We start from the raw sequence: 13069 nt of genomic DNA, 5'->3' as shown, positions 1-13069 counted from the left end.
CCGCCGCGCTACCGCAAGTCGTTGATTCATTTGGCTTTTCGCCAGTGACCTGCATACTTCGTTTACAGTACGCGCAGGCCCTGTTGTCAACGCTGGCGACAGGTCCTCCCCCTCGGCCTCCATCCCCGCCCATGCTCATCCGCGCCGTCCTTGGCTTCTCGATCATCGAAACCCTGGCCCTGGCCGGCATGCTGCTGTGGTGGGCCGACCGGGTGGCCGGCGCCCGGCTGCTGGCCGCCTTCCTGACCGGCATCGCCATCTGGATCACGGGCAACGAGCTGCCCAACTGGATCGGGCCGGCACACCAGCCGCTGACCTTCGCGCTGCTGGCCTTTGCGCCCCTCACCTCGGCCTTCTTCTTCCACTTCTGCGTGGTGTTCTGCCGTGTGCCGCTGCCGCGCTGGGGCGTGGCGGCAGCCTATGTGCTGGGTGGCTCGGCAACGCTGGTGGCGCAGGTGCTGCTGCCGGCCGAGCTGGTCCACAAGCCCCACGTGGGCTACATCGCCATAGCCAACACGGTGGGCTGGACAGCCAGCCTGGCCTGGATTCTCCTGGGCACCGGCGGGGTCGCGGTGCTGCTCACGGCGCTCGCGCGCGCCCGGCGGCCGGCCTTCAACCAGATCGCGGCGGTGACCGCGTCCTGCCTGTGGGGCCTCTTGTGCCTGGCCGGCTACGGCATCGTGATCCTGGACCTGCCGGTCTACCCTTACCCGCTGCTGGGGCTGCCGTTCTATCCCGTGATCCTGGTCTACGGCATCCTGCGCTACGGCGTCTTCGTGTCCAACGCCTGGGCGCGCCGTGCGCTCGCCTGGGCCCTGCTGCTGGCCGCGGGCGCGGCCATGGTGGCGCTGATTCCGCTGCTGCCCATCGAATCGCGCTGGGCCGGCGGCCTGGTGGTGGCGGCCAGCTGCATTGCGCTGAACGGCCCCGTGCGCCAGTTCGCCGAGCGCCTGGTCTACCCGGGCGGCGCGGTCTCGGCGGCCGACCTGCAGTCCTGGCGCCAGGCGCTGCAGTCGGCCGACAGCATGCCGGCACTGGAGAGCGAGGCCGGCACCCTGCTCAGCCGCCGCACGGGCACCCAGGTGCGGGTGCTGCTGGGCAATGGCGCTGCCCCGCCGCCCGGCGACATGCCCTGCCTGCTGGGCACGCGCGCGGGCTCCGGCTGGGCCATCACCCTGCACGGCTGGGAGGCTGCGCCCCCCGGGCCGCGGCGCGTGGCCGAGCTGTTCGGCACGGTGGTCGCCGATGCCGCCGAGCGCGTGGCCCAGGGCGAGCAGATCGCGGCGCGCGAGCGCGAGCGCCAGCTGCAGGCGCGCCTGGCCGAGCTGGGCTCGCTGGCCGCCACGGTGGCGCACGACATCCGCAACCCGCTCAACATCATTGCCATGGCGGTGGCCACGGCCTCACCCGAGGTGCGCCGCGAGGTGGCCAGCCAGGTGGGGCGCATCGCCCACCTGAGCAATGACCTGCTCGACTATGCCAAGCCCTGGAAGCTGGTGCCCCAGCGCTACGACCTGGCGGCCCAGGTGCGCGCCGCCGCCGCCAGGCTGCCGCACTGCACGCTGGGCGCTGCCCTGCAGGAGCCGCTCATGATCGATGGCGACCCGCGGCGCGTGGACCAGGCGCTGACCAACCTGCTCGAGAACGCACGCGCCGCATCCGGCGCCGAGGCCCCGGTGGCCGTGCACATCGACGCCGAGCAGCGCGCCGATGCCGTGCTGCTGCATGTCTGCGACGACGGCCAGGGCGTGCCCGAGGAGATCCGCCACCGGCTGTTCGAACCCTTCGCATCGCGCAGCCCCGGCGGCACGGGCCTGGGCCTGGCCATCGTGGCGCGCACCCTGTCGGCCCACGGGGGCACGGTGGCGCTCACGCAGCGGCCGCCCTGGACCACCTGTTTCACCCTGAGCTTCCCCCTGAACCATGCACACCCCTCCTGACGCTGCAGACCGCGGTCGCATCCTGCTGGTCGACGACGAGCCGGCCTTCCAGCGCCTGGGCGCCAACTTCTTGCGCGGGCTGGGCCACGAGGTGCTGGTGGCGGGCGACGCCGAGCAGGCCCTGGCCGCCTTCGCCACGCAGCCGGCGCCCGACCTGGTGCTGCTGGACCTGGCCATGCCGCCATCGATGGACCCCGAAGCCGGGCTGGCGCTGGTGCCCCGCTTCGCGCGGGTGCCGGTGATCGTCTGGTCCGGCCACGGCGACCACGAGCTGGCCCTGCGCGCCGCCGAGCTCGGTGCCTGGGACTTCCTCACCAAGCCCATCGACCCGGACATGCTGCGCTTCGTCATCGGGCGGGCGCTGCGCAAGGCCAAGCTCGATGCCGAGCTGCGCGCCCTGCGCGCGGTGCAGGCCGGCGACGACATGGGCCTCATCGGCCAGGCCCAGGCCACCGTGCAGCTGCGCGCCATGGTGCGGCGCGTGGGGCCCACGCGGGTCAGCGTGCTGGTGCTGGGCCCCACCGGCAGCGGCAAGGAGCTGGTGGCGCGCGCCCTGCACGCCTGCAGCCCGCAGTCGGCCAGCGGCTTTGTCGCCATCCACTGCGGTGCGCTGTCGGCCGAGCTGCTGGAGAGCGAGCTCTTCGGCCACCTCAAGGGCAGCTTCACCGGCGCCTACCGTGACCAGCCGGGCCTGGTCGAGGTGGCCCATGGCGGCACCCTGTTCCTCGACGAGGTGGGCGAAATGCCGCCGCCCATGCAGGTCAAGCTGCTGCGCTTTCTGCAGGAGGGCACCTTCGTGCCTGTGGGGGGGCGCAGCCAGAAGAAGGCCGAGGTGCGCGTGGTAGCCGCCACGCACCGCGACCTGGAGGCCATGGTGCGCGATGGCAGCTTTCGCGAAGACCTGTACTACCGCCTCAAGGGCGTGGTGCTGCGCACCCCGGCGCTCAGCGAGCGGCCGGCCGACGTGCCGCTGCTGGCCACGCGCTTTTTGCACCGCGTGGCGCCGCGCGCCGGCTTGTCGGGCGATGCCCTGGCCTGGCTGGCCGCGCGCGAATGGCCGGGCAATGTGCGCGAGCTCAAGGCGCTGATCGAGGCCGCGGGCGCGCTGCTGCTCCAGGACCAGCCCGAGGTCGACGCACCGCTGCTGCGCCTGGCCGCAGGCGAGGCGGACGAGGGCCACCACGGCGCCGCCGAATCCGCAGCCCCGCTGGAAGGCTTGGGGCCGCTCGACGCGGCGCTGGCCGAGCTGGAGCGCCGGCTGGTGCGCGACGCCATGCAGTCGGCCGGTGGCAACCAGTCCGAAGCCGCGCGGCGCCTGGGCATTTCGCGCGTGGGGCTGATCAAGAAGCTGGCGCGGTTGGGACTTCGCTAGGGCGCTGCCTTGGCCTTGCCCGGCAACCGGCCCACGCGCTCGCTCAAAAAGTCCACCAGCACGCGCACACGCTGGGGCTGGTAGGGGCGCGCGGCGTAGAGCAGGTGCGCCTGCTGCGCCGGGCCTGTGTACCGGGGCAGCACGCGCACCAGCCGGCCATCGGCCAGCAGCTCGGCCACCATCCAGGTGGGCTGCAGCGAGATGCCGGCACCGGCCAGCACGCTTTCGAGCATGGCCACGGCATGGTTCACGCGGTAGCGGCTGTGCACCGGCACGTTCACGGGGCCGGCCGGGCCCTGCAGCACCACCCCATCGTCGCCGGCCGCGTAGCGCAGGTAATCGTGCGCCAGCAGGTCCTGCGGCTGGCGCGGTTTGCCGCGTGCGGCCAGATAGGCCGGCGCGGCCACCAGCACGCGCGGCCAAGTGCCCAGGTGGCGGGCGACCAGGTCCTGGGGCAGGGGGCCGCCCAGGCGCAGCGAGACGTCGATGCGCTCCTCCAGCGGGTGGATGAAGCGGTCGTCCAGCACCAGCTCCAGCGCGATCTCGGGGTAGGTGGCCAGGAACTCGCCGGCCATGGCGTTGAGCCGGCACTGGCCCAGCGCCACCGGCGCGCTCACGCGCAGCAGGCCGCGGGGTTGTGCGGTGCGCTGGTGCACATCGGCCACGGCCTCGTCATGGGCTTCGAGCATGCGCCGCGCGTGCTCGTGAAAGCGCTGGCCTTCTTCGGTCAGGCTCAGCCCCGCCGGGGCCCGGCGCAGCAGGCGCACGCCCAGCGACTGCTCCAGGCCCGCGACCAGCTTGCTCACCGTGGGCTGGGTGGTGTGCAGGGCGCGCGCCGCGCCCGACAGGCTGCCCAGCTCCACGCTGTGAACGAAGGCCGCGAGCGCGCGCAGGGTGTCCATGGGTATTCCGAAATCGAATGAGGAGCATGCCATTTTGCCGTCTGTTCATGGCCGGTGGAATGCCAGACAGTGGCAGCTCTTTCAGCCCACCCGAGGATGTGCACCCATGAACCCCCCTTCGAAAATCACCGCGCGCATGCGCCACGCCCTGCTGGCACTGGCCGTTGCCGCAGGCCACGCCGTCGCCGCGCCCCCGGCTGGCGGCGCAGAACACTGGAGCCCGAGCTGGATGGCCGCCCCCCAGCCCCTGTGGGGCGGCGACTTCGTGCTGCCGCTGGGCCTGCCCTTCCAGCACCACCGGCAGACCATCCGCCAGGTGGCGCGCCTGAGCATCGGCGGCACGCAGCTGCGCGTGGTGCTGAGCAACGAGGGCAGCAGCGTGCCGCTGCACATCGGCGCGGCGCGCGTGGCGCGCCATGCCCAGGGTGCTGGGGGATCGGCCACCGTGCCGGGCACGGACCGCCCGCTGCTCTTCGGCGGCCAGGCCGCCACCGTGGTGCCGCCCGGTGCGCGCTGGGTCAGCGACCCGGTGGACCTGCCCCTGCCTGCGCTGGCCGAGGTCGCCGTGTCGCTGTACCTGCCCCAGCTCAGCGCGCCCGCGGGCTTCCACTTCGATGCACGCCAGACGGCCTACGTGGCCGAGGGCGAGCACACCGCCGCCCTGCAGCTGCCGGCTACAGCCACCGCGTGGAGCACCCGCGTCTATGTGAGCGGCCTGGCGGTACAGACCCCGGCACCCGCCGCCGCCGTGGTGGTGCTCGGCGACTCCATCACCGATGGCAACGGCGCCACGCCGGGCGCCAACGCGCGCTGGCCCGATGCGCTGGCCGAGCGCCTGGCCGGGCAGGGCGTGGCCGTGCTCAATGCCGGCATCTCCGGCGGCCGCCTGCTGCGAGACGGCATGGGCCGCGCCGGCCTCACGCGGGCCGCGCAGGACGTGTTCGGCCAGCCCGGCGTGCGCGCCCTCATCGTGCTGCTGGGCACCAACGACATCGGCTGGCCCGGCGGCCCCTTCGCGCCCGGGGAGCCGGCGCTGCGCGCCGAGGAACTGGTGCAGGGCTACCGCCAGCTCATCGCCATGGCCCGCACCCACAATGTGCGTGTGGTGGGCGGCACCATCCCGCCGTTCGGCGATGCGCTGGCCGGCACGCCGCTGGCGGGCCATTACTCGCCCGAGAAGGACGCCGTGCGCCAGGCCGTGAACCGCTGGATCCGCGAGGCCGGGGCCTTCGACGCCGTGGTCGACTTCGATGCGCTGCTGCGCGACCCGGCCCGTCCCTCGCACCTGCGCGCCGAGATGGACTCCGGCGACCACCTGCACCCTGGGGATGCAGGCTACCGCGCCATGGCCGCGGCCGTCGACCTGGAGGCGCTGCTGGGGCGCTGAGGTCCGCCTACCAGGAACCTGCTACAACCGGTGGACAGCTGCGCCCTGGTGGCAGCGTTTTTCTGGAGAAGCCCGATGTCCCAGCACCCCCGCTTCAACGTCTTTGGCCGCATCGTCGAAGTGCAGCGCCACGGCGCACAGTGGCAGTCGTTCCTGATCGGCGCGGACGGCAAGCGCGCGCCGGCCGGCTGGGTGGTGCCCGATTTCATCGAGGCCGACGAGCTGGCACAGTACCTGGCCGACCTGTTCCACGAGAGCGCCATGCCGCACAACGGCGAGGTGCACCGCATCAGCTAGGGCCTTCGCGACCCCGAAATTGGTGTTGACCGGCCCTGGTGTTCTGTCCCGCCCAGGGGTTCCCATTACCCCGCATCGGCAAGGTACACATACAGCCGGTTGCGCCCCATGGTCTTGGCCTGGTACATCGCGTTGTCGGCCTGGCGCAGCACCTCGTCCACTGTCAGGGCGTGGCCGGACGCCAGGCTCACGCCGATACTGGCCTCGCAGTGGTAGGGTTGCCCGCCGAGGTCGTAGGGTTCGCGCAGGGCGGCCAGCATGTTCTCCCCCACGGCCCGTGCCTTGTCGGTGGCCTCAGGGGCGTCCTGGCCCAGGCTTTGCAGCAGCACCACGAACTCGTCTCCACCCAGGCGGGCCACGGTGTCCTGCTCGCGCACGCAGGCGCGCAGGCGCGTGGCCACCTCGCGCAGCAGCAGGTCGCCCACGGCGTGGCCGCGGCTGTCGTTGAGGGCCTTGAAATGGTCCAGGTCGATGAACAGGGCGGCCGCGATCTGGCCGCTGCGGCTGCTGGCCGCCATCACCTGCTCCAGCCGGTCGGTCAGCAGGCGCCGGTTGGGCAGCTGGGTCAGGGTGTCGTACAGGGCCAGGCGGCGCGCCTCTTCCTCGGCGGCCTTGCGCCGGGAGATGTCGATGTCGATGCAGAACATCTCCGGCTCCTGGCCTGGCACATGCACGTAGGCGTGGCTTGAGAACACGTCCACCGGCGATCCGTCCTTGCGTTCGAGGCGCAGCTCGCCTGCGGGAATGGGTTCGCCCGAGCTGAACATGTGCGCGACCTGGGCCGCCACGGCCTCGTGCATGGGCTCGGGGATGATCAGCTCCAGCAGGTTCCTGCCCAGGGCCTCCTGCTCGGTGTAGCCGTACAGCTCCTCCGAGGCCTTGTTCCAGTAAGTGGTGGTGCCATCGGCCCGGTAGCCCTGCACCGACACCGAAGGGATGCCCAGCAGCAGCGAGCGAAAGCGCAACTCCGATTCGTGCAGCGCCTGCTGCGCCTGCCAGCGCTCGGTGATGTCGCGCGCCAGGAAGAGCACGGCCGCCTGGCCATCGACTTCGGTGCCCAGGGGCTGCGCCCGCCCTTCGAAGTAGCGGATGCCCGAGGCCGTGTACACCGTGTATTCGAGCTTGCGCGGTGCGCCCGCTGCCAGCGTGTCCTGCAGCAACTGCCCCAGCCGCTGGGCCTCGCTGGAGGGCAGCATGTCGTGCATGCGCTGACCCACGCGCTGCGGTGCCCCTGCGGCATGCATGCCTTCGTGGTGCGAAAACAGCTCCATGCAGCGGCCCTGGGCGTCGAGCACCACCAGCGCATCGGGGATCGCCTGGGTGATGGCCCGCAGCCGGGCGGCGCTGCCCACCAGGGCGAAGTCGGTGGCCTGGCGCTGCTCCACGTCGCGCAGCAGCAGGCCCAGCATGGCGGTGGCCACCGGAAAGATCATCAGGTAAGGCACAGCCACGGTGTCATTGATGCGCGCCGCCACCTCGGCTGGCAGCGCCTGGAACAGCCCGACCACCGCCAGGTGCAGCAGCACGCCGAAAACCAGCAGCGGCCAGATGCCCACGCCCAGTTGCCAGCGCTGGCGCGCATGGCGGTAGGCGAGGCCGGCGGCCACGCAGGTGGCAATGCTCAGCACCCCGACGAGGGCCCCGGCACCGCCCAGCCACATGCGCCAGGCGGCCGACAGGGCCCCGGCGATCAGCGCCACCGTGGTGCCGCCGAACAGTCCCGCCATGCACAGCACCACCGAACGCGCATCGATGATGACGCCGGGCGAAATGGTCAGGGGCGAGAGCATGCCCACGATGCAGATGCCGCCGAACAACAGCCCCGAGAAGGCCTTGCCCACCCGGGGATGTCTGCGCCACAGGCGGATGTTGGCCCCGTGCAGAAAGCACAGAGCCAGCAGCAGGGCCGCGCCTTTGACCAGTTCGACGAACAAGGAACCTCCCCGCAGCCCGTGAGCGAAGTTCCATCATGTGGCAATTGCTGCCAGCGGTAAATGCTATTTTTGCCCGGGTTTTCCGCCATCCCGTCGGCCATGGCGCCCGGCTCCTCCTCAGGTCAGCAGCGCCTGGGCGAATTCGCGGGCATTGAAGGTTTCGAGGTCTTCGAGCTTTTCGCCCACGCCGATGAAGTACACGGGGATCGGGCGCTCCTGCGCGATGGCGGCCAGCACCCCGCCCTTGGCGGTGCCGTCGAGCTTGGTGACGATCAGGCCGGTGAGCTGCAGCGCATCGTCGAAGGCACGCACCTGGGCCAGAGCGTTCTGGCCAGTGTTGCCGTCGATCACCAGCAGCACCTCGTGCGGGGCCGTGGCATCGGCCTTGGTCACCACGCGGCGGATCTTCTTGAGCTCTTCCATCAGGTGCAGCTGCGTGGGCAGGCGCCCGGCCGTGTCGACCAGCACCACGTCCTTGCCCCGGGCCTTGCCGGCGGTCACCGCGTCGAAGCTCACGGCGGCAGGGTCGCCGCCCTCCTGGCTCACGATCTCCACCGTGTTGCGGTCGGCCCAGACGCCGAGCTGCTCGCGCGCCGCCGCACGAAAGGTGTCGGCCGCCGCCAGCAGCACGGCCGCGCCTTCGCCCGAGAGGTGGCGCGTGAGCTTGCCGATGGAGGTGGTCTTGCCCGCGCCGTTGACGCCCGCCACCATGATGACGGTGGGCGTGAACTGGCCGATCACCAGGGATTTCTCCAGCGGGCGCAGCAGGTCGGCCAGGGCATCGGCCAGCAGGCCCTTGACCAGGGCCGGGTCGGTGGTCTTGCTGTCTTTTACGCGGCGCTTGAGGTCGGTCAGCAGGTGCTGTGTCGCCTTGACGCCGGTATCCGCCATGAGCAGGGCTTCTTCGAGCTCTTCGTACAGGGCATCGTCGATCTGCGTGCCGGTGAACACGGTGGCGATGCTGCTGCCGGTCTTGCGCAGGCCGAGCTTGAGCCGGTCGAGCCAGCCCTTGCGCTCGGCCACCACGGGCGCAGGTGCGGGTACGACGGGTACGGGTGCGGGCAGGGGCGCCGGTGGGCGCACCACGGGGGCTGGAGCCGCCACGGAAGGGGCCACCGGGGCCGGTGCAGGGGACGGCACCCAGGGGGCCGGTGCTGCCGGCGTGGGCGCTGGCACGGGGGCGGCCACCGGCGCAATGGTGACAGGGGGTGCCCAGGGGGCTGGCGCCGCAGGCACAGGCGCTGCCGTGGGGGCAGGGGGCAGTGCAGGGCTTGGGACAGGCGTGGGTGCGGGGGCCGGTACCGGCGCGATGGGCTGCGCCGGCGCAGGCTCCGCCTTGCCGCCAAAGGGGTTGCGCAGCCAGCCCAGACCGGGGATGGCCGGTGCGGGCGCAGGGGCCGGGGCCGGCTGTGGCGCAGGCGGCTCGGGCTGGGCCGCGGGTGAGGAAGCAGGTGCCGGGGCTCCGGGCGCGGCCACCGATGGGGGCTCATCGGCAGGGGCGGGCGAGGTGGGGGGCTTTTTCTTGAAAAAACTGAACATTGGCGGGTTCTTAGAATCAGCCATTCTATGAAACGTGCTTTCACCCTACTGGGCCTGCTGGCCTGCCTCGGCGCCGGAGCCACCACCGCGGTGGTTTCTCCGGGTTCCCATCCATCATCTGCAGCGGGCGGGGCCGTTGTGGCGCCGCCCGGGCCGGGAGGCGGCGGGCCGCGTGCCACGGCCTCCGGGGCGCAGCAGTTCACGCTGGCCAACGGCATGCAACTCATCGTGCAGCCCGACCACCGCGCCCCCACGGCGGTGCACATGGTCTGGGTGCGGGTGGGCTCCATGGACGAGGTGGACGGCACCTCGGGCGTGGCCCATGTGCTCGAGCACATGATGTTCAAGGGCTCCAAGACCGTGCCGCCGGGCGACTTCTCGCGGCGCGTGGCGGCCCTGGGCGGGCGCGAGAACGCCTTCACCAGCCGCGACTACACGGGTTATTACCAGCAGATCCCGGCCAACCGGCTCGAGGACGTGATGCGCCTGGAGTCGGACCGGTTTGCCCACAACCAGTGGCCCGACGCAGAGTTCAAGAAGGAAATCGAGGTGGTCAAGGAGGAGCGCCGCATGCGCACCGAGGACCAGCCGCGGGCCATGCTGGCCGAGCAACTGTTTGCCGCCACCTTCACCGCCGCGCCCTACCGCCGCCCCATCGTGGGCTGGATGAGCGACCTCGACGCCATGACGCCGGACGACGTGCGCGCCTTCCACCGCCAGTGGTACACGCCCACCAACGCCGCCGTGGTGGTGGCCGGTGACGTGGACGTGGCCAAGGTGCGCGCGCTGGCCGAAAAGTACTACGGCAAGCTGCCCACCCATGCGCTGCCCGTGCGCAAGCCGCGCGTGGAGCCGGTGCAGCAGGGCCTGCGCCGCATTGCGGTGAAGGCACCAGCCGAGCAAGGCTATGTGGCCCTGGCCTTCCGCGTGCCGGCCCTGGAGCGCCTGCAGGACCTGCAGGAGTCCGACACCGACGCGCTGGCCCTGTTGATGTTGTCGGCCGTGTTCAGCGGCTATGACGGCGCGCGCCTGGAGCGCGCCTTGAGCCAGGGCGAGAACCGCGTGGCCGACAGCGTGGGCAGCTCGGCCATGGTCACGGGGCGCGGGCCGGCGCTGTTCATGTTCACCGGCGTGCCCACCGGTGGCAAGACCGCGCAGCAGGTCGAGGACGGCCTGCGCGCCGAGGTGGCGCGCGTGGCGCGCGATGGCGTGAGCCAGGCCGAACTGGAGCGCGTGAAGACACAGTGGATCGCCTCCACCGTCTACGAGCGCGACTCGGTCCACAGCCAGGCGCAGGGACTGGGCAGCAACTGGGTGCAGGGCTTCCCGCTCGACGCCGAGGAGCGCCTGCTGGAGCTGGCGCGCAAGGTCACGCCAGAGCAGGTGCAGGCCGTGGCCGCCAAGTACTTCGGCGACGACCAGCTCACTGTGGCCACGCTGCTGCCGCAGCCGCTCGATACCCCCCGTCCCCGCCCGGCCGCCAAGGCCGGTGCTGCCCGCCACTGAACCCCGGTCCCCCACCCATGATCAATTTCAAGAAACTGGCGGTCGGCACCGTGCTGGCCAGCAGCAGCGCGCTGTTCTACTGCGGCTCGGCCTGGGCCCTGCTGCCGATCCAGCACTGGACGGAGCCCAACGGCGCCCGCGTGTGGCTGGTGGAAAGCCCCGTCATCCCCATGGTGGACGTGCAGATCGACTTCGACGCCGGCAGCCGCCGCGACCCGGCGGCGCAGGCCGGCCTGGCCAGTGCCACGGCCTCCATGGCTTCCAAGGGCGTGAAGGCGCAGGGCGCAGAGCCCGCGCTCGACGAGAACGCCCTGGGCGAGGCCTGGGCCGACCTGGGCGCGAGCTTCGAGGCCGGCGCCGACAGCGATGCCATGCACTTCTCGCTGCGCTCGCTGACCGAGGCGCCGCTGCTGGACAAGGCCGCGCGCCTGGCGGCACGCCAGATCGCCGAGCCGAGCTGGCCGGCCGACATCTGGGCGCGTGACCGGGCGCGCTGGAGCGCGAGCATCAAGGAGTCGAACACCCGCCCCGCCACCGTGGCCGAAAAGGCCTTTGGCGCTGCGGTGTACGGCAGCCACCCCTATGGCGTGCGCACCACGGAAGAGACGCTGGCGCGCATCAACGTGGCCGACATGCAGGCCTTCCACGCCAGCGCCATCGCGGCCTGCCGCGCCAAGGTGAGCATCGTCGGTGCCGTCACGCGGGCCCAGGCCCAGACCCTGGTGGCCACGCTGCTGGCGCGCCTGCCCGCGGCATCGGCCTGCGCGCCCCTGCCCGCCGTGGGCGAGATCGCCGCGCTGACCGCGCCCGAGGAAAAGAACATCCCGTTTGCCTCGGCGCAGGCGCATGTGCTGATCGGCCAGCCCGGCTTTCCCCGCCGCGACCCCGACTTCATCGCGCTGCTGGTGGGCAACCACATCCTGGGCGGCGGCGGCTTCGTCTCGCGCCTGACCGAGGAGGTGCGCGAAAAGCGCGGCCTGAGCTACAGCGTGTACAGCTACTTCGCGGGCGGCCTGCATGCCGGGGCCTTCACCATCGGCCTGCAGACGCGCCCCGACCAGGCGGCCCAGGCCGTGAAGGTCTCGCGCGACGTGCTCGCCCGCTTCGTGGCCGAAGGCCCGACCGAGGCCGAATTGCGCGCCGCCAAGGACAACCTGATCGGCGGCTTCGCGCTGCGCATCGACAGCAACAAGAAGCTCCTGGGCAACGTGGCCAACATCGCCTGGAACGACCTGCCGCTCGACTACCTGGACCGGTGGACCCAGCGCGTGGACGCGCTCACGGTGGCCGACATCCGCGCCGCCATGCAGCGCAAGCTGCAGCCCGAGCGCATGGTGACCGTGGTGGTGGGGGGCAAGCCATGAGCCGCTCGACCCTGCGCGGCAGCGCCATCAGCGCCGAGATCCGCAAGGCCCAGGCCTCGGCCGCCGCGCCTGCCCCCAAGGCCGGTGCCAAGGCGGTTGCCAAGGACAAAAAGGCGGCCGCCGCGGCCCCCAAGGGTGCGGGCGAAATCCGCATCATCGGCGGGCAATGGAAGCGCACGCGCCTGCCCGTGGCCCAGCGCCCGGGCCTGCGGCCCACTCCCGACCGCGTGCGCGAGACCCTGTTCAACTGGCTCGGCCAGGACCTTGCGGGCTGGCGCTGCCTGGACGCCTTTGCCGGCACCGGCGCCCTGGGCCTGGAGGCCGCCTCGCGCGGTGCGGCCGCCGTGCAGCTGGTGGAGAGCGATGCGGCGCTGGTGGCGCAGCTCAACACCCTGCAGCAGCGCCTGGAGGCCAAGGCCGTGCGCGTGCAGCGCGGCGATGGCATTGCCGCGCTGCGCCAGGCCGCACCGGCCAGCCTGGACCTGGTGCTGATCGACCCACCGTTCGACGGCAACCTGTTCGATTCGGCACTGCAGGCGGCCGGCAAGGCCGTGGCGGCCGGCGGCTATGTCTACCTGGAGGCGCCCGTCGCCTGGACCGACGAGGGCCTGGCCGCCAGCGGCCTGGTGGTGTACCGCCACCTCAAGGCCGGTGCGGTGCATGCGCACCTGCTGCGGCCCGTGGGCGCCGCCAGCACGCCGGGCGACGCCAGCTGAGTTTCGTTCGCGCCCGGCCGCACCTGCAGCCGGGCCGGCCGAAAAGGGCGGCGGGAACATCCATGTTGCAGTGCACTGCATAATGCGGCCAAGCGGCCCGGCAGGCCCACAA

General features: G+C 71.9%; 10 protein-coding genes. 7 read left to right on the top strand and 3 right to left on the bottom strand.

The annotated features are described in order from the left end of the window. Positions 1-131 precede the first annotated feature (131 nt). Together AC07PF_RS07840 and AC07PF_RS07835 are read left to right on the top strand one after the other, a co-directional pair. Positions 132-1940, top strand: a complete 1809-nt coding sequence (locus tag AC07PF_RS07840) for a sensor histidine kinase (protein ID WP_494611423.1) — start codon at positions 132-134, stop codon at positions 1938-1940. Then, positions 1924-3312, top strand: coding sequence for a sigma-54-dependent transcriptional regulator (locus AC07PF_RS07835; RefSeq protein WP_494611422.1), 1389 nt, complete (start codon positions 1924-1926; stop codon positions 3310-3312). The genes AC07PF_RS07840 and AC07PF_RS07835 overlap by 17 nt, the downstream gene beginning before the upstream one ends. On the opposite strand, the gene AC07PF_RS07830 is transcribed toward AC07PF_RS07835, so the two are convergent. Further along, positions 3309-4214: a LysR family transcriptional regulator gene (locus AC07PF_RS07830; protein WP_494611421.1), complete on the bottom strand. Its 906-nt coding sequence runs from the start codon at positions 4212-4214 to the stop codon at positions 3309-3311. The genes AC07PF_RS07835 and AC07PF_RS07830 overlap by 4 nt on opposite strands. 106 nt (positions 4215-4320) lie before the next feature. Here AC07PF_RS07830 and AC07PF_RS07825 point away from each other — a divergent pair, with 106 nt between their 5' ends. Further along, a complete protein-coding gene (locus AC07PF_RS07825; protein ID WP_494611420.1) occupies positions 4321-5601 on the top strand; it encodes an SGNH/GDSL hydrolase family protein in 1281 nt (426 codons plus the stop codon). Positions 5602-5676: 75 nt separating this feature from the next. Then, entirely contained in the window at positions 5677-5898 is a 222-nt protein-coding gene (locus AC07PF_RS07820; protein ID WP_007861526.1) for a DUF7661 family protein, read from the top strand. A gap of 65 nt (positions 5899-5963) precedes the next feature. On the opposite strand, the gene AC07PF_RS07815 is transcribed toward AC07PF_RS07820, so the two are convergent. Both AC07PF_RS07815 and ftsY read right to left on the bottom strand, forming a co-directional pair. Continuing rightward, positions 5964-7832, bottom strand: a complete 1869-nt coding sequence (locus tag AC07PF_RS07815) for a diguanylate cyclase domain-containing protein (RefSeq protein WP_494611419.1) — start codon at positions 7830-7832, stop codon at positions 5964-5966. A 117-nt stretch (positions 7833-7949) separates the two neighbouring features. Continuing rightward, positions 7950-9371, bottom strand: a complete 1422-nt coding sequence (gene ftsY / locus AC07PF_RS07810; protein ID WP_108016316.1) for a signal recognition particle-docking protein FtsY — start codon at positions 9369-9371, stop codon at positions 7950-7952. 27 nt (positions 9372-9398) lie between these two features. Between ftsY and AC07PF_RS07805 the strand changes: the two genes are divergently transcribed. Genes AC07PF_RS07805 through rsmD form a run of 3 tightly spaced genes read left to right on the top strand, consistent with a single transcriptional unit; the run spans position 9399 to position 12957 of the window. Continuing rightward, a complete protein-coding gene (locus AC07PF_RS07805) occupies positions 9399-10877 on the top strand; it encodes a M16 family metallopeptidase (RefSeq protein WP_494611418.1) in 1479 nt (492 codons plus the stop codon). A 17-nt stretch (positions 10878-10894) separates the two neighbouring features. After that, a complete protein-coding gene (locus tag AC07PF_RS07800; RefSeq protein ID WP_007861531.1) occupies positions 10895-12241 on the top strand; it encodes a M16 family metallopeptidase in 1347 nt (448 codons plus the stop codon). Beyond that, entirely contained in the window at positions 12238-12957 is a 720-nt protein-coding gene (gene rsmD, locus AC07PF_RS07795) for a 16S rRNA (guanine(966)-N(2))-methyltransferase RsmD (RefSeq protein WP_494611417.1), read from the top strand. Before AC07PF_RS07800 ends, rsmD begins: the two co-directional genes overlap by 4 nt. The last annotated feature ends 112 nt before the right edge of the window (positions 12958-13069 follow it).

This window comes from Acidovorax sp. GW821-FHT10A04, from assembly GCF_059415825.1.
The sequence above is the reverse complement of the archived record's forward strand: the minus strand, read 5'-3'. Positions and strand labels throughout refer to the sequence as shown.

Excerpts from the sequence above, each read along its gene's own strand:
- rsmD (WP_494611417.1), top strand. The coding sequence starts at position 12,238 with ATGAGCCGCTCGACCCTGCGCGGCAGCGCCATCAGCGCCGAGATCCGC.
- AC07PF_RS07840 (WP_494611423.1), top strand. The coding sequence starts at position 132 with ATGCTCATCCGCGCCGTCCTTGGCTTCTCGATCATCGAAACCCTGGCC.
- AC07PF_RS07805 (WP_494611418.1), top strand. The coding sequence starts at position 9,399 with ATGAAACGTGCTTTCACCCTACTGGGCCTGCTGGCCTGCCTCGGCGCC.
- AC07PF_RS07800 (WP_007861531.1), top strand. The coding sequence starts at position 10,895 with ATGATCAATTTCAAGAAACTGGCGGTCGGCACCGTGCTGGCCAGCAGC.
- AC07PF_RS07830 (WP_494611421.1), bottom strand. The coding sequence starts at position 4,214 with ATGGACACCCTGCGCGCGCTCGCGGCCTTCGTTCACAGCGTGGAGCTG.
- AC07PF_RS07835 (WP_494611422.1), top strand. The coding sequence starts at position 1,924 with ATGCACACCCCTCCTGACGCTGCAGACCGCGGTCGCATCCTGCTGGTC.
- AC07PF_RS07820 (WP_007861526.1), top strand. The coding sequence starts at position 5,677 with ATGTCCCAGCACCCCCGCTTCAACGTCTTTGGCCGCATCGTCGAAGTG.
- AC07PF_RS07825 (WP_494611420.1), top strand. The coding sequence starts at position 4,321 with ATGAACCCCCCTTCGAAAATCACCGCGCGCATGCGCCACGCCCTGCTG.
- ftsY (WP_108016316.1), bottom strand. The coding sequence starts at position 9,371 with ATGTTCAGTTTTTTCAAGAAAAAGCCCCCCACCTCGCCCGCCCCTGCC.